19 protein-coding genes are annotated in these 21,521 nt (G+C 63.1%); 11 read left to right on the top strand and 8 right to left on the bottom strand.

Annotated features, from left to right (window positions below; translation table 11 throughout):
• Window positions 1-5: 5 nt before the first annotated feature.
• The 8 genes from trpE to lexA all read left to right on the top strand — a co-directional run bounded on the left by trpE (window position 6) and on the right by lexA (window position 7,082).
• Window positions 6-1,520 (top strand): anthranilate synthase component I, encoded by a 1,515-nt coding sequence (gene trpE / locus GRI42_RS03985; protein ID WP_160607059.1) that lies wholly within the window; start codon window positions 6-8, stop codon window positions 1,518-1,520.
• A complete protein-coding gene (locus tag GRI42_RS03980) occupies window positions 1,517-2,359 on the top strand; it encodes a phosphodiester glycosidase family protein (protein WP_160607058.1) in 843 nt (280 codons plus the stop codon). The genes trpE and GRI42_RS03980 overlap by 4 nt, the downstream gene beginning before the upstream one ends.
• The gene (pip, locus tag GRI42_RS03975) at window positions 2,352-3,314 is read left to right on the top strand and encodes a prolyl aminopeptidase (RefSeq protein WP_160607057.1); all 963 of its coding nucleotides are present in this window, start codon (window positions 2,352-2,354) and stop codon (window positions 3,312-3,314) included. The genes GRI42_RS03980 and pip overlap by 8 nt, the downstream gene beginning before the upstream one ends.
• A gap of 59 nt (window positions 3,315-3,373) precedes the next feature.
• Window positions 3,374-3,988 carry an anthranilate synthase component II gene (locus GRI42_RS03970; RefSeq protein WP_160607056.1) on the top strand — a complete coding sequence of 205 codons (615 nt, stop codon included), beginning with the start codon at window positions 3,374-3,376 and terminating at the stop codon, window positions 3,986-3,988.
• On the top strand, window positions 3,985-4,977 hold the full coding sequence (gene trpD / locus GRI42_RS03965; protein WP_160607055.1) for an anthranilate phosphoribosyltransferase: 993 nt from the start codon (window positions 3,985-3,987) through the stop codon (window positions 4,975-4,977). Before GRI42_RS03970 ends, trpD begins: the two co-directional genes overlap by 4 nt.
• Window positions 4,978-4,982: 5 nt before the next feature.
• Complete coding sequence (trpC, locus tag GRI42_RS03960) at window positions 4,983-5,786, top strand: indole-3-glycerol phosphate synthase TrpC (protein ID WP_160607054.1); 804 nt, start codon at window positions 4,983-4,985, stop codon at window positions 5,784-5,786.
• Window positions 5,783-6,256 (top strand): cyclic pyranopterin monophosphate synthase MoaC, encoded by a 474-nt coding sequence (gene moaC / locus GRI42_RS03955; RefSeq protein ID WP_160607053.1) that lies wholly within the window; start codon window positions 5,783-5,785, stop codon window positions 6,254-6,256. Before trpC ends, moaC begins: the two co-directional genes overlap by 4 nt.
• 124 nt (window positions 6,257-6,380) lie before the next feature.
• Entirely contained in the window at window positions 6,381-7,082 is a 702-nt protein-coding gene (gene lexA / locus GRI42_RS03950) for a transcriptional repressor LexA (RefSeq protein ID WP_160607052.1), read from the top strand.
• A gap of 19 nt (window positions 7,083-7,101) precedes the next feature.
• Here the strand turns inward: lexA and GRI42_RS03945 are convergent, their stop codons facing one another.
• Window positions 7,102-9,063 (bottom strand): ComEC/Rec2 family competence protein, encoded by a 1,962-nt coding sequence (locus GRI42_RS03945; protein WP_325065296.1) that lies wholly within the window; start codon window positions 9,061-9,063, stop codon window positions 7,102-7,104.
• A 277-nt stretch (window positions 9,064-9,340) separates the two neighbouring features.
• On the opposite strand from GRI42_RS03945, the gene gltX reads away from it, so the two are divergent.
• Window positions 9,341-10,786: a glutamate--tRNA ligase gene (gene gltX / locus GRI42_RS03940; RefSeq protein ID WP_160607051.1), complete on the top strand. Its 1,446-nt coding sequence runs from the start codon at window positions 9,341-9,343 to the stop codon at window positions 10,784-10,786.
• A gap of 22 nt (window positions 10,787-10,808) precedes the next feature.
• A complete protein-coding gene (locus GRI42_RS03935; protein ID WP_160607050.1) occupies window positions 10,809-12,095 on the top strand; it encodes a citrate synthase in 1,287 nt (428 codons plus the stop codon).
• Window positions 12,096-12,146: 51 nt separating this feature from the next.
• On the opposite strand, the gene GRI42_RS03930 is transcribed toward GRI42_RS03935, so the two are convergent.
• The 4 genes from GRI42_RS03930 to GRI42_RS03915 form a co-directional block, all read right to left on the bottom strand.
• A complete protein-coding gene (locus tag GRI42_RS03930) occupies window positions 12,147-13,559 on the bottom strand; it encodes a sensor histidine kinase (protein WP_160607049.1) in 1,413 nt (470 codons plus the stop codon).
• Window positions 13,556-14,512, bottom strand: a complete 957-nt coding sequence (locus GRI42_RS03925; RefSeq protein WP_160607048.1) for a hypothetical protein — start codon at window positions 14,510-14,512, stop codon at window positions 13,556-13,558. The genes GRI42_RS03930 and GRI42_RS03925 overlap by 4 nt, the downstream gene beginning before the upstream one ends.
• Before the next feature lie 42 nt (window positions 14,513-14,554).
• Window positions 14,555-15,646 carry a hypothetical protein gene (locus tag GRI42_RS03920; protein ID WP_160607047.1) on the bottom strand — a complete coding sequence of 364 codons (1,092 nt, stop codon included), beginning with the start codon at window positions 15,644-15,646 and terminating at the stop codon, window positions 14,555-14,557.
• Window positions 15,647-15,818: 172 nt separating this feature from the next.
• A complete protein-coding gene (locus GRI42_RS03915; protein ID WP_160607046.1) occupies window positions 15,819-16,118 on the bottom strand; it encodes an Hpt domain-containing protein in 300 nt (99 codons plus the stop codon).
• 70 nt (window positions 16,119-16,188) lie between these two features.
• On the opposite strand from GRI42_RS03915, the gene GRI42_RS03910 reads away from it, so the two are divergent.
• Window positions 16,189-18,798, top strand: coding sequence for a coiled-coil domain-containing protein (locus GRI42_RS03910; protein ID WP_160607045.1), 2,610 nt, complete (start codon window positions 16,189-16,191; stop codon window positions 18,796-18,798).
• Between the two features lie 3 nt (window positions 18,799-18,801).
• On the opposite strand, the gene GRI42_RS03905 is transcribed toward GRI42_RS03910, so the two are convergent.
• Genes GRI42_RS03905 through GRI42_RS03895 form a run of 3 tightly spaced genes read right to left on the bottom strand, consistent with a single transcriptional unit; the run spans window position 18,802 to window position 21,520 of the window.
• The gene (locus GRI42_RS03905) at window positions 18,802-19,074 is read right to left on the bottom strand and encodes a DUF1467 family protein (RefSeq protein ID WP_160607044.1); all 273 of its coding nucleotides are present in this window, start codon (window positions 19,072-19,074) and stop codon (window positions 18,802-18,804) included.
• Window positions 19,075-19,091: 17 nt separating this feature from the next.
• Complete coding sequence (locus GRI42_RS03900) at window positions 19,092-20,747, bottom strand: ribonuclease J (protein WP_199800423.1); 1,656 nt, start codon at window positions 20,745-20,747, stop codon at window positions 19,092-19,094.
• Window positions 20,744-21,520 (bottom strand): type III pantothenate kinase, encoded by a 777-nt coding sequence (locus GRI42_RS03895; protein ID WP_160607043.1) that lies wholly within the window; start codon window positions 21,518-21,520, stop codon window positions 20,744-20,746. The genes GRI42_RS03900 and GRI42_RS03895 overlap by 4 nt, the downstream gene beginning before the upstream one ends.
• Window position 21,521 lies beyond the last annotated feature (1 nt).

Here is a 21,521-nt window from a genome sequence, read left to right as displayed (position 1 = left end):
TCGCCTTGGGACCATCGCTAGAAGGGTCCGACCGGGCACGTAGGGCTCTTGCAGCAGGGCAACCTGCCCTCGTCTGGCGCAAGATCGTCTCCGACACGGTAACCCCGGTCGGGGCCGGCCTGCGCCTGATCGAGGAAGGGCGCGGAGATTTCCTGCTGGAATCGGTCGAGGGCGGCGAGGTCCGGGGACGCTACAGCCTGATCGGCCTCGACCCCGATCTCGTGTTCCGCGCAGACGGCAACACGGCGGCTATCAACCGCCGCTGGCAGTATTCTCGCGATGCGTTTGAAGGCTGCGAGGACGATACGCTCGCCGCCTTGCGCAACCTCCTTGCCGAATGCCGGATCGACGTGCCCGAAGAATTGCCGCCCGCACTGGCCTGCCTCGTGGGCTATTTCGGCTACGAGACCATCGGGCTGGTCGAGAAGCTTCCGGCTGCAGGCGAAAGCGCGATCGATGTGCCGGACATGCTGTTCGTGCGTCCGACCCTGCTGCTCGTGTTCGACAATCTGACGGAGCAGCTCTTCTGCATCGCGCCGATATGGCCTTCGGACACCAGCATCGACGCCGCGCTGGCGGCAGCGGCGGATCGGATCGATAGCGCGCTGGCCCGCCTTTCGTCGGCGGTACCGGTCCAGACGGAGACGCCCGGCGCGCTTTCGTCATGCGACCCGCAGCCCACCATGCCGCGCGAACAATTCGCAAGCATGGTTGATGCGGCCAAGGAGTACATTGCCGCGGGCGATATCTTCCAGGTCGTACTCTCGCAGCGCTTCACGACGCCGTTCGAGCTGCCGCCGATCGCTCTCTACCGCGCCCTGCGGCGGGTGAACCCCTCGCCTTTCCTCTATTTCCTCGACCTTCCGGGTTTTGCCATCGTCGGATCGAGCCCCGAAATCCTCGTCCGCGTGCGCGACGAGCAGGTCACTATCCGCCCCATTGCCGGTACAAGCCCACGCGGCGCGACACCTGCAGCGGATCGCGAAGCAGAGGCATCGCTGCTGGCAGACCCGAAAGAACGGGCCGAACACCTCATGCTGCTCGACCTAGGGCGCAACGACGTGGGCCGTGTCGCGCAAAGCGGCACGGTAGAGGTGACCGACAGCTTCACCGTCGAACGCTACAGTCACGTGATGCACATCGTCAGCAACGTGGTCGGCAAGCTCGATACCGAATGCGATGCGCTCGACGCGCTGTTCGCGGGCTTTCCCGCCGGAACGGTCAGCGGCGCACCCAAGATCAGGGCCTGCCAGATCATCGCCGAACTCGAACCGGCCAAGCGCGGTCCCTATGCCGGCGGTGTCGGCTATTTTGCGCCCGATGGATCGCTCGATAGTTGTATCGTCTTGCGCACTGCCGTCCTAAAGGATGGCCTCATGCATGTGCAGGCAGGTGCGGGAATCGTCGCAGACAGCGATCCCGCCTACGAGCAACGCGAATGCGAGGCCAAGGCTGGCGCTCTGTTCGCGGCTGCCAAGGAAGCCGTCCGCATTGCCCAGGAACCCGGTTACGGACAATGAAGTACTTTTCGGTCGCAATTACCCTCCTCCTTCTTAGTGCATGCGAACCGCCGCAGGCCGGCGAACCGGTCACACGCACGCGCATCGACGGCCAGGCCGGAGCCACGCCGACGGCTGCAGCCAGCGATGCCCCGTCGGTGGCAAGCCAGGTAGAAAGTGCCTGCCGCTCGATCATCTTCGAGAATACCTCGCTGACCCACTGTCTTGCCGTGCCTTCCCGTCACCGGGTCGCAATGGTCCTCGGGCCGGAGGGGCAAGGTCCTTTCCGCAGCCTGACGGCCTTCTCCGGCACCCGCGATCCCGCGACCGTGGCCTTCGCCATGAATGCCGGGATGTATGACGATGAAGGGCAGCCGATCGGCTATTTCGTCAGCGGTTCGGAGCGGCTGAAGACGCTCAACACCGCCGACGGTGAGGGCAACTTCCACATGAAGCCGAACGGCGTCTTCTTCGGCACGGGTGACAAGTGGGAAATCCGCACCACTGACGACTTCCTCGCCAATGTCGCCGATCGCCCCGAATTCGGCACCCAGTCGGGACCGATGCTGGTCGTCGGCGGGAAGCTTCACCCGGAAATCACGCAGGATGGGCATGCGCGCTCGATCCGGAACGGCGTCGGCGTGGACGATCGCGGCAGGGCGCATTTCGTCATCTCGAACGCGCCGATTTCGTTCGGCAAGCTAGCCCGCTTCTTCCGCGACGAATTGAGCGTGAAGAACGCGCTTTATCTCGACGGGAGCGTGTCGGGCCTGTGGAACCCCGCGACAGATCGCCTCGATACGGGCGCACCCATCGGTCCTATCGTGCTGGTGGAACGGAAGGTTGCAGACGATGAGTAACGAACGCCGCACCCTCTACCCCGAGATCGAACCCTACGAGACCGGGATGCTCGATGTCGGCGAAGGCCATTCGCTCTATTACGAACGGGTCGGAACGCCGGGTGCGAAACCGGCCGTATTCCTGCACGGCGGCCCGGGCGGCGGGATGAGCCCCGACCACCGTCGCCAATGGGATCCCGAACTCTACGACGTGCTGCTCTTCGACCAGCGCGGCTGCGGCAAGTCGCTGCCCTTCGCCGAAATCGAGCATAACGACACTTGGCGTATCGTTGCCGATATCGAGCGTCTCCGTGAAATGTGTGGCCATGACACATGGCAGGTCTTCGGTGGCAGCTGGGGCGCAACGCTCGCCCTCGCCTATGCCCAGACCCATCCCGAACGCACCAGCGAGATCGTCCTGCGCGGTGTGTTCCTGGCCCGCCAGAAGGAGAAGCACTGGCTCTACAGCTACGGCGCCAGCGAGATCATGGCCGAGCAATGGGACGACTTTACCGGGCTAATCCCCGAGGCCGAGCGGGGCGACCTGGTGCAAGCCTATTACGACCGGCTCACCAGCGCCGACGAAGCGACCCGCCTTGCAGCCGCGCGGGAATGGTCGCTGTGGGAAGGCAATGTCGCCACCCTGCTGCCGGACGAAAAACTACTCGACAGTTTTGCCGACCCGGCCAAGGCTGTGCCGTTTGCACGCATCTGTGCCCGTTTCTTCCTCGAGGATTTCTTCCTCGAAGAGGCGCAGCTCATCAGGAACGTCGACCGGATCAAGCATATCCCCGGCATCATCGTGCAGGGCCGTCATGACATCTGCACTCCGCCGACGAGCGCATGGGAACTGAAGAAAGCCTGGCCCGAAGCCGAATTGTGGATCGTCCACGATGCTGGTCACAGCGCGGGTGAACCCGGGATCGTCGACGGCTTGGTACGGGCGACCGACAAGCTTGCGGGCAAGCAGGCGTGACGCGGCAAGTTGTTTTGCTTGCTTGAACTGAAGTCCCTGCCCCGCCATTGACGCCTGACATGACCGACAATCGGACCATCCTCGTCGTCGACAATTACGACAGCTTCACCTTCAACCTCGTCCATTACCTGATGGAACTGGGGGCGAAGGTCGAAGTGGTGCGCAACGACGCGATTTCCGCTGCCGAAGCCATGGAGCGCGATGCCGCCGGATACCTTATTTCGCCCGGGCCATGCACGCCGTCGGAAGCTGGCATCAGCCTCGATCTCGTGCAGGCCTGTGCGGCAAGCGCCAAACCGCTGCTCGGCGTTTGCCTCGGGCACCAATCCATCGGCCAACATTTCGGCGGCAAGGTCGTGCGCGGCGGCCTCATGCACGGCAAGACCAGCGCGGTGACGCATGACGGAAGCGGGCTGTTCAAGGGCCTGCCCTCGCCCTTCACCGCGACGCGCTATCACTCGCTGGTGGTAGAGGAGATTCCGAACGTCCTTGTCGTCAACGCCGAGAGCGAGACGCCGGGCCTCGACGGCAGCAGCGTGATGGGTTTCCGCCATCACGAACTGCCGATCCACGGGGTCCAGTTTCACCCCGAAAGTATCGCGACCGAACACGGGCACGCGCTGCTCGCCAATTTCCTCGCGATCTGCGGGATCGACGCAAAGGTGCCGGCATGAAACAATTGCCGACCGCAGACGTCCATCTGGATGCAGATCAGGCAGAAGAGATCTTCGGCTGGATCCTCGACGGGGAGACCGGCGAGGATGAAATCGCCCGTTTCCTCGTCGACATGTCGGCGCGCAGCGAAACGTCCGAGGAAATCGCCGGAGCTGCCCGAGCTCTTCGTGCCCGCCTGATCCCGATCGATGCGCCCGAAGGCACGGTCGATTGCTGCGGCACCGGCGGGGACGGGCATCACACGCTCAACGTCTCGACCGCGGTCAGCCTGGTCGTTGCGGCAAGCGGGGTGCCTGTCGCCAAGCATGGCAACCGCGCCGCAAGCTCCAAATCCGGTGCGGCCGATACGCTCGAAGCGCTCGGGCTGGACATGGAAGCTGCGGGAAAAACCGCGGAGAAAACCCTGAATGAACTCGGGATTTGCTTCCTGTTCGCGAAGAACCACCACCCCGCAATGGGTCGCATCCAACCCATCCGCCAGCGCCTCGGCGTTCGCACCATCTTCAATCTCATGGGCCCGCTTTCCAATCCGGCTGGCGTCACCCGCCAACTGATCGGCATCGCGCGGCCGGCCTATGTACCGATCTATGCCAAGGCGAAAGCCATGCTCGGTACCGAACGTACGTTCATCGCCTCGGGCGACGAGGGCCTCGACGAACTGTCCCTTGCCGGCGGCAACGAGCTGGCAGACGTACGCGGCAATGATTTCGAGATGCGGCGCGTGACCGCGGTCCAGGCGAACCTGCCTTATGCGCCGGTGGAGGCGATCCGCGGCGGCGATCCGGCACACAACGCCAAGGCGCTGGAGGCCCTGCTGCTCGGCGCACCGGGGCCCTACCGCGATGCGGTGCTCTTCAATGCTGCAGCTACATTCCTGGTGGCCGGGAAGAGCGACCACTGGACAGAAGCTGCCGAACTGGGGGCTGAAGCCATCGACAGCGGAAAGGCGCGCCAGCTGCTCCATGACTGGATCGGGATGGCGAAGTAAGAGGCATGAACAAACTCGAGGAAATCTGCGCGACCAAGCGCGAGGAAGTAGCCCAGCGCAAGCGGGTGCATTCGCTCGATGCGCTGGATGCGATGGCAGCGGAGCAGAGCGCACCGCGAGGTTTTCACGCCGCTTTGCGCAAGGCAGAGGAAACCGGATTCGGGCTGATTGCCGAGATCAAGAAGGCCTCTCCGTCCAAGGGACTGATCAGGGCCGATTTCGACCCTGCGGCCCATGCCCGCTCCTATCAGGCAGGCGGAGCGAGCTGCCTTTCGGTCCTGACCGACGCGCCGTATTTCCAGGGTCACGAGGAATTCCTCATTGCTGCAAGAGGTGCCTGCGACCTTCCCGTCCTGCGCAAGGACTTCATGGTCGATCCGTGGCAGGTGGCCGAAGCCCGCGCGATCGGCGCAGACGCCATTCTCATCATCGTCGCCGCTCTCGATGACAGCACGATGCACGAAATCGAAGACGCGGCGCTGGAGCGCGGCATGGACGTACTGGTTGAAGTGCATGACGAAGAGGAACTGGAACGCTCCAAGGCGCTAAAGTCAGAACTCGTCGGGATAAACAACCGTAACCTCAAGACCTTCGAGACCGATCTCGCCACCACCGAGCGACTTGCGCCGCTGGCAAAGGATGGGTCGCTGATCGTCGGGGAAAGCGGCATTTTCACGCACGACGACTGTCTCCGCCTGTCCCGTTCGGGAGTGCGCAGCTTCCTAGTGGGCGAAAGCCTGATGCGGCAAGCGGATGTCGAGACGGCTACGAAGGCCCTGCTGGTCGGAACCGGCGCAGAGGCAGCGTGACCAGGCTGACGCATCTCGACGAGAAGGGTGCCGCCCGCATGGTCGACGTCTCCGCGAAGCCGATGACGCGCCGCACGGCCACTGCAGAGGGCCGGATTACGATGAAACCAGAGGCGCTCGCCGCCATTGCGGACGGAAGCCTCGGCAAGGGAGATGCACTCGCGACTGCAAGGATCGCCGGGATCATGGCGGCCAAGCGCACTGACGAGCTCATCCCGCTCTGCCACCCGCTCGGGCTGGAGACGGTCACGGTCGATTTCCATCTCGCCGATGACCATGTCGCGGTAACCGCCAAGGCAGGGCTGAGTGGCAAGACCGGCGTGGAGATGGAAGCACTCACCGCCGCCAGCGTTGCCTTGCTGACGCTCTACGACATGGCAAAGGCAGTCGACCGATCGATGGTCATCTCCGGTGTGCGCCTGGTCGAAAAGACCGGGGGCAAGTCCGGCGACTGGAAAGCCGAGGACTGAAACGGGAACGCCTGTTCCTCCATTTCGGCGCGAAAAACCGCAGAATTGCTTGACTCGCGAAAATTGGTTGCCTAATTGTTCCACATTCGTTCGCATGATGTGAACAGGAACGAGGGAGTGACCGATGCTGACCGCAAAGCAGCATGAATTGATCCGCTTCATCCAGCAGCGTCTCGGGGAAACGGGCATTTCGCCTTCTTTCGAAGAGATGAAGGAAGCGCTCGATCTGAAGAGCAAGTCGGGCGTCCACCGCCTGATCTCCGCGCTCGAGGAACGCGGCTTCATCCGCCGTTTGCCGAACCGTGCTAGGGCGCTCGAAGTGATCAAGCTTCCGGAAGATGCAGTCACTGCACCCGCCGCTGCGAAGGTATCGGTCGCTGCTGCGAACGACGCGGTAGTGTCCGCGCACAAGGCAGCACCGGTCGCGCCCGATCCGGCGAACGACGTCCTCCAGATCCCGCTTCACGGCCGTATTGCCGCAGGTGCTCCGATCGAAGCCATCGAAGGCCAGTCGAGCATGCCGGTACCCGCCGCCCTCCTCGGCCCGGGCGATCATTATGCGCTCGAAGTGTCGGGTGACTCGATGATCGAGGCCGGTATCTTCGACGGGGACTTCGCCCTGGTCCGCCGCACGGAAACGGCACGCGACGGTGAAATCGTCGTCGCTCTCGTCGATAACGAGGAAGCGACGCTCAAGTACCTGCGGCGCGAAGGCGCAATGGTCCGGCTCGATCCGGCAAACGGCGCTTACGAACCTCAGGTCTACGAAGCCAACCGCGTGCAGGTTCAGGGAAAACTCGCAGGACTGCTGCGTCGTTACCACTGACAAGTAAGGTTCAGGGCAATCAGGGCGCCGGCGAAAGCTGGCGCCCTTCTTGTTTGGGGCTCTCGATCCCTGAACGCTGCCATCCATGGCTTCCCTGGCCATCAGCCACGCCGGCTACGCGCTTATCGTCGAGGTAGATCGTCGTACCGCCATTCTCGCTCAGGTAGCGACCGTCGAGCTTGAGCCATCGGGGCCGGCAGCTGCGGGGTAACCACCGTTCTGCGATCACGATATCGCTCAGCTCGCATGCTGCGGCCAGTTGGCGCTCATCGATGCGCTGTCGGTTGAGCGCCACCAGCAGGGCCCACTCACGCTCCCCACGGGCGACGACAAGGCTGCAGAAATCAGCGCTACACTTCGCGTCCGGGTAGATTTGCAAGGGAACTGGAGGGTTATCGCTGCCGGACAGCTCGATCAGGTTGGTTTGGGAATAGGATAGCGGCGAGCCGCGCAGCACGTGAAGTTGCCCGCTTCCGTCCACGACGCCGAAATCCGCGCCATCGCGGGTCACGAGGATGTCGGCTGTAGGCGTTGCCGCTAGCGCAAACGCGCCCACGGCGGCCGGCAACAGACCCCACAGCCGCACCCTTCCCCGCCACAGCGCACCGCCGACGAAGAGTGCAATCGTCCCCATTCCCATCTGCGGAACCAGCTTCACCGCTCCGGGCTGGGCAGAGGTGAAATGGGCGATCCACAACAAGAGATCGAGCGACTTGCCCGCCAGCCACCATACCGGACCGCCCAGTCCCGCCAGATCGAGAAGCAGCGCCAGGGCAATGAGCGGCATCGACAGGAAAGTGACCAGCGGGATGCCGACGACATTCGCAAAGGCACCGGAGAGCCCTGCCCGGTGAAAATGGAACAGCACGATGGGCGTAAGGGCTATTTCGATGACGACACCGGTGATGAACAGCATTGCCACCCGGCGTACGTATTTCGCCGCAAGCGCTTCTTCCCTCGGGCGGAGAAACTGCTGCACGGGCCCGGAGTTGTGCAGGGCAATGATCGCAAGCACCGCAGCAAAGCTCATCTGGAAGCTCGGGCCGATTACCGCTTCGGGCCAGAACAGCAGGACGCAGAAAGCCGCAACCGCGACCATTCGCATCGACAGGGGCTCCCTCCCCAGTGCCAGTGCCCCGAGAACCAGCACTGCGCCGATACAACTCCTGACCGTGGGCACTTCGGCTCCCGTAAGCAGCGTATAGGCTATGCCTGCCCCCGCCCCGACCGTGGCGGCGCACAGCGGCAAGCGCACACGCAAGGCGAGCCATGGCCACAAGGCGAGTAGCTTCAGCGCAAGGAAATAGGCCGCTGCAATCACGGCGCTCACATGCAGCCCGCTAATGGACAGGAGGTGTGTCAGACCCGCATCGCGCATCGCTTCCTCGTCGGACAGGGGGATTCCGCCCCTGTCACCGCTGGCGAAGGCCGCTGCGATGGAACCTGCCGAACCGTCAACGCGGCTGCGGACATGCGCCGACAAACGCCTTTGCGCACTGGCAAGAGATCCTCCCTCATTACTCGGGGCCTCCGCTAGGACCTCGATGTCTCCAGCCAGCGAACCGGTCGCAGCGTAACCCCTGAACCACGCTGCCCGGGCGAAGTCATAGGCGCCGGGCAGGATGGGTGGTGATGGCGGCATCAGGCGAGCGCCGAGCCGTATCCTCGCACCTTCTTTCAGCGCGTTATCATCCGACATGGCGGGCACTTTGATCCGGACCTTGATAGCGCGGCCGGTGCCCTGTTCCCTTGTGGCGATTACCAGCCTCACCCGGTCCTCTGCCGGCTGCTCCTCACGCTCGAGGATCGTTCCGTCCAGCTTGGCAAAGACAGGTGCTGCAATCGGCTCGGTGCCGACCACTTCCGACCGGGCCCAGATAACACTTATTCCCAGGGTGAATGCGACGGAGACGGCAACAAGAGCGGTAGAAACTGCCGGACGGCCGGTCATTCTCAGGCAGGCCCATCCCAACCCTGCCAAAGCGCCGGCAAAGCCAAGGGTGACCAGTCAGGACGACATCGCGGGAAGTGCGAACCACCCGCCAATTCCGCTGGCAAATGCCACCGTTAGCCAAGGCATCTGGTCCTGTTTGGGACTGGCCAGAAACCGCTCCACCTCGTCGGCCGTTCTGGACAAGAGAGAGCGTATGCGCCAAGGGCGCTGCACTGCAACATCGGCGCCACCCCCGGGTTCGCCGAACGGCACCAAAGGCGTCCCCTGCATCGCCATGCAAGTGTTTGAAAGGAAAGAAGAGCTAATGGCAAGCGAAACCGAAACGACCGCCAGCACCCAGCAGGTGGTGACCCGTTTCGCCCCCTCGCCCACCGGCTTTCTTCATATCGGCGGCGCCCGTACCGCGCTTTTCAACTGGCTCTACGCACGTCACCACGGCGGCAAGGTTCTGCTCCGTATCGAAGACACCGATCGCAAGCGCAGCACGCAGGAAGCCATCGACAAGATCCTCGAAGGGCTCGACTGGCTCGGTCTCGACTTCGACGAGCCGCCGCTGTTCCAGTCCGACCGCGCGACGCGACATGCGGAAGTCGCCATGCAGCTTCTCGAAGCGGGCCACGCCTACAAGTGTTACGCCACGCCCGAAGAACTGGAAGAGATGCGCGCCCAGCAGCGCGCTAACAAGCAGCCCATGCGTTACGACCGTCGCTGGCGCGACCGCGACGCCTCCGAAGCACCCGCGGGCGCACCCTTCGTGATCCGTCTCAAGGTCCCCACCGAGGGCGAGACCACGATCCACGACGCCGTGCAGGGCAAGGTCACGGTCCAGAACGCCGAGATCGATGACTACATCCTGCTGCGCGCAGACGGCACTCCGACCTATATGCTGGCGGTCGTCGTCGACGATCACGACATGGGCGTGACGCATATCATCCGCGGCGATGACCACCTGAACAACGCGTTCCGCCAGCTGCCGATCATCCGCGCGATGAACGCCATCGAAGGCGGCTGGCCGGATCCCGTCTACGCGCACGTACCGCTGATCCACGGCTCGGACGGGGCGAAAATGTCCAAGCGCCACGGTGCCATCGGCGTCGAGGCCTATCGCGACGAGGAAGGCGTCCTGCCGGAAGCGCTGTTCAACTACCTGCTGCGCCTTGGCTGGGGCCACGGCGACCGCGAGGAGATCACCCGCGACGAGGCTGTCGAGCTGTTCGATCTTGATGGCGTCGGCAAGAGCGCATCCCGCTTCGACATCAAGAAACTGCTCAATCTCAATGCGCATTACATCCGCGAAGCCGATGATGCGCGGCTGGCGGCGCTGGTCGCCGAGGCCATAGGAAATAAGGCTGATGTCGCCCTGCTGACACAGGCAATGCCGGTCCTGAAACCGCGTGCGAAGACCACGCATGAACTCGCTGAAGGTGCAGCGTTTCTCTTCGCCAAGAGGCCGCTTGAAATGACCGAAAAGGCCGCTGCCCTGCTCGACGATGAATCGCGCGAGAGGCTTGGCGGCCTTACGGAGCGTCTAAAGGCGGAAAATAACTGGACAATCGAGGCTCTCGAAGCCACTACGAAATCGTATGCCGAGGAGCTCGAACTGGGTCTTGGCAAGCTCGCGCAGCCCATGCGTGCGGCACTGACGGGGACAACCACGTCACCCGGAATTTTCGATGTTCTGGTCCTGTTGGGCAAGGAGGAGTCTCTCGCGCGGATCGACGCGCAGGCCTCCCCGGCAGGTCCCAGGTAAAAGACTGACTGAGGAGACACGCGTGGCCGACAAACAGGCAACACTCGATTTGGGCGGACAGAGCCAGACCTTCCCCGTGCTTGAGGGAAGCGTCGGGCCGGACGTCATCGACATCCGCAAGCTTTACGGAACGACCGGCAAGTTCACTTACGATCCGGGTTACAAGTCGACGGCCAGCTGCGAAAGCGCCCTCACCTATATCGACGGCGAGGAAGGCGTTCTCCTTCACCGTGGCTATCCGATCGGCCAGCTGGCCGAGCATTCCAGCTTCATGGAAGTGGCCTACCTGCTCCTGAACGGCGAACTGCCGAACCAGGAAGAACTCGCCGACTTCGACTACACGATCACGCGCCACACCATGGTCCATGACCAGTTGCGTCAATTCTACCAGGGTTTCCGCCGCGATGCGCACCCCATGGCGATCATGTGCGGCGTCGTCGGTGCCCTGTCGGCTTTCTATCACGACAGCACCGACATTTCCGATCCCGAGCACCGCAAGATCAGCTCGCACCGCCTGATCGCAAAGATGCCGACCATCGCGGCGATGGCGTACAAGTACTCGATCGGCCAGCCCTTCCTGCAGCCGAAGAACTCGCTGAGCTACACCGGCAACTTCCTGCGCATGACCTTCGGTGTTCCGGCCGAAGAATACGAGATCCATCCGGCCGTCGAACGCGCCATGGACCGGATCTTCATCCTGCACGCCGACCACGAACAGAACGCCTCGACCTCGACCGTGCGCCTTGCCGGTTCGTCGGGTGCCAATCCGTTCGCCTGCATCGCGGCCGGTATCGCCTGTCTCTGGGGCCCTGCACATGGCGGCGCCAATGAAGCCGCACTCAACATGCTGCAGGAAATCGGCACGCCCGATCGCATCAAGCACTATATCGAGCGTGCGAAGGACAAGAACGATCCGTTCCGCCTGATGGGCTTCGGGCACCGCGTCTACAAGAACTACGACCCGCGCGCGACGGTCATGCAGAAGACCGTGCGTGAGGTGTTCGAGGCGCTCAACGTCAAGGACCCGGTTTTCGAGACTGCCCTCCAGCTGGAAGAAATCGCTCTCAATGACGATTACTTCCGCGAGAAGAAGCTCTTCCCCAACGTAGACTTCTACTCGGGCATCATCCTCTCTGCGATCGGCTTCCCGACCACCATGTTCACCGCACTCTTTGCGCTTGCCCGCACCGTGGGTTGGGTGGCGCAGTGGAACGAGATGATCTCCGATCCCGGCCAGGTCATCGGCCGCCCGCGCCAGCTCTACACCGGGCCGACGGAGCGCGACTACATCCCGATGGACAAGCGCTGAGCGCTACCATCGCGAAATACGATCAGGGGCGCTTCGGCGCCCCTTTTCATTTCACTTGAAGTCGGGGCCGTCCGCCGGGCGGCCTTCGCGCGGCGCATTGCGCATCTCTTCCGCAGCCGGAACGGAGAGCGTGAATCGCGCACCCAGACCCGGCGCACTCTCCACGGTGAGATCGCCGTCCATTGCCCGTGCAATCCTCCGCGAAATATAGAGGCCGAGCCCGGAACCGCCATCACCGCTGCGCCCGAGCCGCTCGAACTTCTCGAAAATGCGGACCTGCTGGTCCTCGTCGAGCCCATGCCCCTGGTCGGCCACGGTAATCATCGCGCGCGATCCGATACGATCCAGCCTGATCCAGACCTGGCTGTCCTCCGGAGAATAACGGATGGCATTGCCGACGAGGTTGAGCATGATCTGCAGGACCCTGCGAAACTCCGCGATCGCCAGCTGGCTCTCACCCTCGGCCGGCGGAACGAGTGTAATTCCACGTTCCCGCGCCCTGACACCGAGGATGCCGCATGCTCGCCGCGCGACATCGGCGAGCTCGATCCTGTCGGGTTCGGTGACGAAATCCTCCGACTCCACGATCTCGAGGTCAGACAAATCGTCTACCAGAGCGAGAAGATGCTGCCCGGCGCTGGCAATGTCGGCGGCGTACTGGCTGTATTCGTCCGCAATCGGCCCGGCGAGCTTGGTACGGATCGTCTCTGCATTGGCGATAATGCGATTGATCGGCTGGCGCAGGACCGGCGTAAGATCGCGGCCGAGCGATGGCGTGTCGGGCGCCGCTTCGGCAGGGAGGTCCGCCAGCGGCGTTTCCGCACTCAGGTGGAGCACGAACCCTGCGCTTCCGGGCGTCGGCTGGCCGAGCGGCTCCAGGTGTGCCGTCCACAACCGCTTGGATCCCGGCACGCGGCAATGCGCACCGTCAAGCAGACGCCAGTGCATCGGCTGTTCGTGCGAACTGCCCTCGATTTCAACCAGGTCCGTCCAGGGCTTGCCGATCGCACCGGCAACCTTGGCCTGCAAACCTGCGAGATCGGGTGCCTCTGTTTCGAGGGAAAGCAGGCGTTGGGCCGGATCGAGACGTGCGGTGCATTCCGCCAAATGCCGGTTGATCTCGACCTTGCGGCGATCGGAATCGATGGAATTTTCAGGAGGTAGCGGCTCGGTTTGCCAACTCTCGACGATAATTTCGCAGCCGTCCTTGCCTCCGCCGACCGGGCGGATTTCCACCCAAGCCGTAATGTGGGACTCCTCGTCGACCGCTTCGAACTGGCGGGCAAGGCGAAGGCCAAAGCTGCGCGCTTTCCCGACCAGCATCAGCAGTTCGGGTATGGCGAGCGTGGTCCCCTTCCCGCCGCCGCAAGCCTTCTGCAGCGCATAGAGTGGACCATCGGCCTCGATAAGCCGGTCCTCGGCGTCCGTGCGCCCTTGAGCGATATGCTTGGTCGAGACGGTCATGCGCCGATCTCCGCTTGCACATCGGCGAGCATTCGGCGCGCTTCTGCTTCGCTGACAAGGTCGAGATCGGCAATCGGTGCCGCCTGTGGATGCAGCTTCAACAGCACCTCGTCGACCTTGCTCGCCGGCAGGCCCGCTGCCCGAAGGCCTAGGGCGAGCCTCGGAACCTGGCGGTAATTGCTCGAAAGAATTGCCTCTGCCCTCGTTTGACCCGACCGGGCGGCAAGCGCTGTGAAGAACAGTCCGGCCCCTGCCCGGTCAGGCGTTAGCGCGTCGAGCGCCTGGCCACCGATGCTGGCGATTAGACGGGCGAACAGGGCCAGGCGACTGGCGCTTTCATCGAAATTCGAGCGCATCTTTCCTTCGGCGCGGGTCAGAGCGTCAGAAACGCGCTCGCCGTTATAGGTCCGCCATGACACGAGTACCTCGTGAAACAGGTCACCTGGCAATTCTGCGAGCGGGAGTTCCATACGCCTCTGCGCCTGCGCAAAACGCGCCTGCGCAGCAAGTGCGGACATGGCCGTGCTCGCCACCGAGGGATCGTGGTGTGCAATGAAGTCCTGGAGAACTGGCGAGAGTACCGGGTCCAGCCCACCCTTGGCTTCGAGACGTTCCGTCAACTGCCATTCGACCGCCAACGAATGACAATGGGTCAAGATCGCTCCGCACTGCTGGAAATGCGCGGCAAGTGCTTCGCCGTGACGCTCCGCGAATGCCTCGCGGCCCGCCTGACCGGTCGCCTCCGCCTGCACGCGCAGGACCTGCCAAGCGAGGTCGTTAAACATTCCGCGGAGGCGCGCGACGATCTCGTCGCTGAACAGCGAATGGTCCGGCGACGACAGGAGATGGCCCAGTATCGGCTCGATGCGGTCGAGCGCCTGCTGCCCGCTCGCAAGAGCAGCGCGCAATTCCGCCTGCGTGCCAGAATTCTTTCCGGGCCTGTCCTGCGCCATTGTCATACTCCCGCGCGTAGCAGCCGTGTGGTTAATTCGAAGTTAGGGCTGGCGAAAGGGAGCAAGAAAGCGGGAAATAAGGACCAGCAAGGCAATGAACGCGCCAACCTCTGCCGATACCCCGAAGAATGCAGCCGCACACAGGATAGTACTGAGCAGGATCCGATCCGCGTAGGTCCGCCGCCAATCCTCGTTCCCGTGCCATTCGCCAAGTCGTAGCAACCCGACAAGCATAGCGGGCACGAACAGGCGCACCCAATCCGATTCTTGCGAGGATGCGGCGTACATCAGATAAATCACAAGAGGATCAGATAGATGCTGCAGTAACTTAACAAACGATCCGCGTTTCGCGCCAGTATCGCCCTTGCTCGCGATGCGCTCGATTACGAGGCCCACCCTCGCGAAGAAAGCCGCAACGGCAAGAAACCCGAAACCCAGGGCCGGCATTTCAAGCCATCCCGCAATTCCTGCGGAGGCCGCAAACACGCCGGACACTATAGCCGGAGCAGCCTCGCTTTTCCGCCCGACGATGTCGCGAGCAAGGCGCGTTCCCGCTCTCTCTGCAACGGCGATACCCGGAGCGTTGAACGGTATCTTCTCCCGCTGAGCCTCGATCCACCGTGTTTCGCGGGCCTTAAGCTCTTCGGGCGTGGCGTCGATCGTCCAGTCCCCGTCGTCGAGCAGCCGCCGTTCCGCAGGGACGAGCTGCGTGCCGGTTTGCAGGGCCAGTCGCATGAGCGAGGAAGGCACGTCGATATCAGGCGGCAGCTCGGTCAGCCGCTCGACCAGATTACCGCGTGTGAGAACTACGCCGGTCCAGGCAAACTCCGGATCGATCCGTTCAAAGCCGAGCGGCACCGCCACATCAGCCGGAAATGCGACCACCGCGGGCTTTGCCAGCAAGCGCTCTACTGCTGCGGGCTCTGGCAGGACGCCCGATGCGATGACGAGCAATTCGTCATTCGCAGTCACCAGTCCTGAAAGCTTGGCAGGCTCGCGCACGGCAATGAAGCGCGCGCCTGCCTTTTCGGCCCGGTGCTGCAATTCGATGACCTCGCGCCCGATGCCGTCGGCGAGGCAGGCGACCGCTTCGCAACCCAGTGACAATGCCAGGTCCAGCTGCCTTTCGATCACTCGCGCACCTGCAAATGGCAGGAAGGCCGGCCTCGTTCTCCCAGGAGCGGGATCCCGATCGAGTATGGACAGCAGGGCAATACGCACGGGGGCAGACAACTCCGAAAAGCCAGGCACGCCACCTTAGGCAGCATGGTGCCCGCTGCAAAGGAGCAGCTTCGGCTCCGGTCCCCTATTCCCCGAATTCTTGGGAGAACGTCTCGATATCGCGCACCACGGTGGGCTCGCCCGGAGCGGCCTGCAGCGCGTTTTCGGCCAGTTCGATCAGTTCGCCGGAGTTGAAGCTGGCGGCCAGGCCACGGAGGCGCTCGGCTGCCTGGTACCAGTTTGCATCACAGCGCGCTCTCTTGAGGAGGTCAAGCCGCTGTTCGAGACTGTCCTTGAACGCCGCGCGCAACTCCGCCGCGAGCTGGGGATCCTCGCCCGCTGCGCTCGCTAAGGCACTGTCGAAACTGGCAGAATGATAGGCCATGGCTCGGCTTAATAGCGGCCCGAGGGTTAAATAGGCTTTAAGGATGGCCCAAACGTGGTAGCTTCCCCGCATGAGGAAGCGATCGCACATCACCGTCGTCGAAGGCGAAACCGAAAACGTCCAGCACGCAGAGCCCGAAACGCTCGAATTGCAGGACGAAGTGGTCGAATTCGAGGAATGGGAAGAGGCCGAACCCGTAGCGATGTCTCGCCGGGGCTGGATCGTGCCGACCATCGCGGGTCTCGCCACAACGGCTTGGACGGCTTTCTTCGGTTACGCCAACCGCGCGGAAATCCTTGCCGGCGGCACAATCCAGCAGTGGAGCGGCTGGACTTCCGCCTGGGCGGTCCCGGTCCTCCTGATCGTTTCGCTATGGATCCTGTCGCGCCGCTACTCGACTGTGGAGGCGCGCAGGTTCGGTGAGGTCTCTCGCTCGCTGGCAGAAGAATCTGCCCGTCTCGAGGCGAGACTCGCTGTCGTGAACCGCGAACTCAGCCTTGCTCGCGAATTCCTCGGCAGCCAGTCGCGCGAACTCGAATTCCTCAGCCGCTCGGCGAGCGAGCGTCTGTCCGAGCATGCGGACAAGCTGCAGGGCCTCGTTCTCGATAACGGGCACCAGGTCGAACAGATCGCCACCGTCAGCGCCACCGCGCTCGAGAACATGACGCGCCTGCGCGACAATCTGCCCGTCATCGCCAATTCCGCGAAAGACGTCTCCAACCAGATCGGCGGCGCTGGTCGCAGCGCGCAGGAACAGCTCGACAAGCTGGTTTCCGGCTTCGAGCGGCTCAACGAATTCGGCGCTGCGAGCGAACGCCAGGTGAAATCGCTCCAGACCCGCGTCGACGAGGCTCTCGAAGCCTTTACCGCCCAGGCGTCTGACCTCGAACGCATCGGGGAGGAACGCTTCGCAGCCCTGCGCGAAACCAGCGAGCAAGCACGCGCAGAACTCGACGTGCGCGAAATCGAGGCGCTGGCTGCAATCCGTGCCCGCTCGGAGGCCCTCCGCAGCGAACTTGCAGAGGCACAGCAAACGGCCAGTGCCGAAGAAGAGCTCGCTCTCGCCGCGATGCGCGACCGGTTCACAGGGCTGCGTGTCGAAGCTGCCCAGCTTGCGGGCTCAATCCGCAAGGGTGAGGAGCACGCTCTCGAGGCCTGGACCGGACAGGTTGAAGGCCTCAGGAAACGCCTCACCGATGCGATCTCGGAAATCGAGCGCATGGATGCGGCCGTCATCCAGGCCGCAACAGAACGCGTTCAGGTCCTCTACGAGCGGGCCGAGACCATCAATGCCAAGATCGACGCGCATGGCACTTCGCTCGACAATGCCACCAGCGAACGTCTTGCTGCGCTAAGCGGTGCACAGGATGACATTGCGCGCGATCTCGAATTGAAGCTGGCGGCAATCGACGAAGCCGTCGAAGCGCGTCGCGCAGCCCAACGTTCGCAGCTCGAAAGGCTGACCGAAGAAAGCGAGGCGCTGGCCGAGAAGGTCGCAGCGCTCGGCTCTACCTTCGACATCGTGCGCGAGCAGGGTCGCGAGGCCGGCGAGGATCTCGACCAGGCCGTGACAAAGCTTGCAGACAAGCTGACCGGCAGCCGTGAGGCGCTGGACGGAACCGATACTGCGGTTGCCCGCCTGACCGACGCCAGCGTCCGCCTGCTCGAACTGATCCAGGCCAGCGCGCGCCACAGCCGCGAAGACCTGCCCGTGGCGATGAAGGCGTCCGAAGACCGGCTCGAACATATCGAGCAGCGCACTGCAGACATCCGCTCGCTGCTCGATCAGGCCCGCGCTTCCGGGGACCAGCTCACGCAAGGCATGGAAGAGATCGAACGACGGACGCGGGAAGCCATCGAAAGCTTCGAGAACTTCCAGTCGGGCTTCGGCGAAACTGCCGCAGCGCAAGTCGACAGTGTCGAACGCCTGCGTGCCGGCATCGCGGCATTGCGGGACGAAAGCGCGCAGCTCGCCGAGCGCGTGCAGAGCGAACTCAGCGCATCGATCACCGAACTCGAAGACAGGGCCCGCACTGCTCTCGAAGCCGTAGAAACCGAAGATGCCGAGCGGATTGCCCGCCTGGCCAGGTCCGTCGGCGAACGCAGCAGCGAAGCAATCGACAAGGCGCTGGCGGAGCATACGGCCGATGCGCTCGCCCGTCTCGACGAGGCCCGCCAACGCTCCACCGAAGCGGCGCGTTCATCCGCCAAGGAACTGCGGGACCAACTCGCGCGCCTCAACGAGCTTACCGTCAATCTCGAGGCACGCATCGCTCATGCGCGGGACAAGATCACCGACAGCGTGGACGGCGATTTCGCCCGCCGTGTGGCTCTCATTACCGAAAGCCTGAACTCCAATTCCATCGATATCGCCAAGGCTCTTTCGACCGATGTGACCGACACCGCCTGGGCCAGCTACCTGCGCGGCGATCGCGGCATCTTCACGCGCCGCGCGGTCAAGCTGATCGACAATGGCCAAGCCCGCGAGATTGCCGAGCTCTACGACGAGGATACAGATTTCCGCGAACACGTGAACCGGTACATCCACGACTTCGAGGCGATGCTCAGGAACCTGCTGTCCACCCGCGACGGCAATGCGCTGAGCGTCACCCTGCTGTCGAGCGACATGGGCAAGCTCTACGTGGTGATGGCCCAGGCATTGGAGCGCCTGCGCCAGTAGGTTCTACTGGACGGTCGGACCCCAGAAGATCAGGTCTTCTGCCTCGATCCAGCCATAGGCGTAGTTCACGACGTAAAGCGTGGTCAGCAGAGCCGACAGGATCGTTGCGCGCATGGCGATCCGTCCGGGACGGAAATTGACCGGGGCGCTTTCCGCCTGACCGGGTATCGTCTCCGCACCGGTTTCGTCGGCGGTGCGAACCCCGAAGGGAAGCAGGACGAAGGCGCTTACCACCCAGAACAGGACATAGATCGCGACGATCGAAGTCCACTGCATCGGCAATTCCATTGTCGTCACTCACCCACTTCCGGAAGGAGCACGCGCACCTGCGGCCGCTTGCCGGACCAGCGCTGCGCCGCGCGCCGTGCGGCAAGGCGCGCAGCCTCGTGCACAGCCTCGCGGTCTGAACGTTCCCTTCCCTTCAGCTTGGCAAGGGCACTGCGCACGTCTTCCTTCGCTTCGTCAACGAAATCGCCGTAATCCTCGTCCAGCGGAAGCCCGACGCTGTCGATCTGGACCGACAGGTTGCGGTCCAGCGCCACGATCATCACGCCTTCGTGCATGATGCGCCGGCGCATGACCATCGCTTCGCCATCTGCAGGTGCGATGATGTCGCCATCGAGCACAAGCCGACCCGACCTGACCTGCGCAATCACGCCGGGCGCACCAGGTGCCAGGCGCACAATGTCGCCGTTCTGCTGGAAGACAGCTGCAGGTATACCGTTTGCACGCCCAAGCCTTGCCTGTTCCTGCATGTGCCGCATCTCGCCGTGAACGGGCACCAGCACTTCGGGTCGAAGCCAACCGTAGAGCGCCTCGAGCTCGGGGCGCCCCGGATGGCCGGACACGTGAATCATGCTCTGGCGGTCCGTGACCATCGTCACGCCCTTCAAGGCAAGCCGGTTCTGCACAGCGCCGATGGACAGCTCATTGCCCGGGATCTGGCGGCTGGAGAACAGCACCACGTCGCCGGACACAAGCTGAAGAGGGTGATTGTCTTCGGAAATCCGGGACAGTGCCGCCCGCGGCTCGCCCTGCCCACCCGTTGCGAGGATCAGCAGTTCTCCACGCGGCAAGCTCATTGCAGCGTCGAAATCGACGGGCTCAGGGAAATCGGCGAGATAACCGTTTTCCTGTGCCACCTCGATAATCCGGTCGAGCGAGCGGCCTGCGACGCATAGCTGGCGTCCGGTTTCGCGAGCCACCTCGCCTAGCGTCTGGAGACGGGCCACGTTGCTGGCAAAGGTCGTCACCAGCACTCGCTTACCGGGGTGACGTTGAACCTCTTCGAGAAGGCCCTTGTAGACCGCTCCTTCCGAACCGCTCGGCGCGGGATTGAAGACGTTGGTGCTGTCGCAGACGAGCGCCAATATGCCCTCGTCGCCCATCTGGGTCAGTTCTTCGTCCGTAGCAGGCTCGCCAATGATGGGATCCTCGTCGAGCTTCCAGTCGCCGGTATGGAAAATACGGCCATGCGGGGTATCGATCAGCAGGGCATTGCCTTCCGCGATCGAGTGCGCGAGCGGGATATAGGTCACCTCGAACGGGCCGACCTCGAAGCTGCCGTGATCGTCGGGAATGGTGTGGAGCTCCACCTCGCCCAGCACGCCCGCCTCTTCCAGCTTCCGACGGACCAGTTCCATCGTGAATGGCGTCGCATAGATGGGCACACCGAGGTCGGCCGCGAAATACGGGACCGCGCCGATATGGTCTTCATGCGCATGGGTCAGCACGATGGCTTCGAGCTGGTCGACGCGTTCCTCGATGAAATCGAGGTCCGCAAATACCAGGTCGACACCGGGATACTCGGCTCCCGAGAACGTCATACCCAGATCGACCATCAACCAGCGGCCCTGGCAGCCGTACAGGTTGACGTTCATGCCAATTTCGCCCGACCCGCCAAGGGCCAGGAACAGCAGTTCGTCTTCGGGGGTGAAATCTTTCTTCAAGCGGAAGCCCTTTCGGCCAGGATGGCCAGACCGGTCAGTGTAAGATCGCTGTCGACAGCGTCGAACAGGTCGGTAATTTCGTCGAACAGGAGCGCGAGACCGCCGGTGGCGACAACTTTTGCCGGGCGGCCAATTTCGCCCTTCATCCGGGACACCAGACCTTCGATCAGCGCCACGTAACCCCAGAATACGCCGATCAGCATCTGGTCTTCCGTGTTGCGACCGATGACGCTGTCATTGTCCGGCTTGCGGATGGCGATACGCGGGAGTTTGGCCGTATTGCCGACCAGCGCATCGAGCGACAGGTTGATGCCAGGCGCGATGATCCCGCCCTTGTAGGCGCCGGTGAAATCGACCGCGTCGATCGTGGTCGCAGTCCCGAAATCGATGACGATCAGATCGCCATCGTATTTCTCGTGTGCCGCAATCGTGTTCAAGGCACGGTCCGCCCCCAGACTGCGCGGCTCGTCGACGTCGATCGTGATGCCCCACTGCGCCTCGTCCTGACCCGCGATCAGAGGTTCGATACCGAAGTATTTCTGTGACAGGACCGTGAGGTTGTGGATCGAACGCGGGACAACCGAGCCGATAATGATGCGCGTGATATCCTCGCGCTTGTAGCCTTCGAGCTCGAGCAGGCGCAGGAGCCACACGGCATATTCATCGCCAGTACGCCGCGGATCGGTCGCGATGCGCCAGCGCGCCTTGATCGCGCGGCCGTCAAACAGGGCGAACACCACATTGGTATTTCCGACATCGGCTGCCAGCAGCATG

Origin of the sequence: Qipengyuania gaetbuli, assembly GCF_009827315.1 — a bacterium.
In the GTDB taxonomy this organism is placed as follows: Bacteria; Pseudomonadota; Alphaproteobacteria; order Sphingomonadales; family Sphingomonadaceae; genus Qipengyuania; species Qipengyuania gaetbuli.
Note: the sequence above shows the minus strand (reverse complement) of the source record. Positions and strands in the feature narration are given on the sequence as shown.

Coding starts and splice junctions, on each gene's coding strand:
- GRI42_RS03980 (WP_160607058.1), top strand. CDS start 1,517: ATGAAGTACTTTTCGGTCGCAATTACCCTCCTCCTTCTTAGTGCATGC.
- GRI42_RS03905 (WP_160607044.1), bottom strand. CDS start 19,074: ATGCAGTGGACTTCGATCGTCGCGATCTATGTCCTGTTCTGGGTGGTA.
- trpC (WP_160607054.1), top strand. CDS start 4,983: ATGAACAAACTCGAGGAAATCTGCGCGACCAAGCGCGAGGAAGTAGCC.
- GRI42_RS03970 (WP_160607056.1), top strand. CDS start 3,374: ATGACCGACAATCGGACCATCCTCGTCGTCGACAATTACGACAGCTTC.
- lexA (WP_160607052.1), top strand. CDS start 6,381: ATGCTGACCGCAAAGCAGCATGAATTGATCCGCTTCATCCAGCAGCGT.
- GRI42_RS03930 (WP_160607049.1), bottom strand. CDS start 13,559: ATGACCGTCTCGACCAAGCATATCGCTCAAGGGCGCACGGACGCCGAG.
- GRI42_RS03915 (WP_160607046.1), bottom strand. CDS start 16,118: ATGGCCTATCATTCTGCCAGTTTCGACAGTGCCTTAGCGAGCGCAGCG.
- gltX (WP_160607051.1), top strand. CDS start 9,341: ATGGCAAGCGAAACCGAAACGACCGCCAGCACCCAGCAGGTGGTGACC.
- GRI42_RS03910 (WP_160607045.1), top strand. CDS start 16,189: ATGAGGAAGCGATCGCACATCACCGTCGTCGAAGGCGAAACCGAAAAC.
- pip (WP_160607057.1), top strand. CDS start 2,352: ATGAGTAACGAACGCCGCACCCTCTACCCCGAGATCGAACCCTACGAG.
- GRI42_RS03925 (WP_160607048.1), bottom strand. CDS start 14,512: ATGGCGCAGGACAGGCCCGGAAAGAATTCTGGCACGCAGGCGGAATTG.
- trpD (WP_160607055.1), top strand. CDS start 3,985: ATGAAACAATTGCCGACCGCAGACGTCCATCTGGATGCAGATCAGGCA.
- GRI42_RS03895 (WP_160607043.1), bottom strand. CDS start 21,520: ATGCTGCTGGCAGCCGATGTCGGAAATACCAATGTGGTGTTCGCCCTG.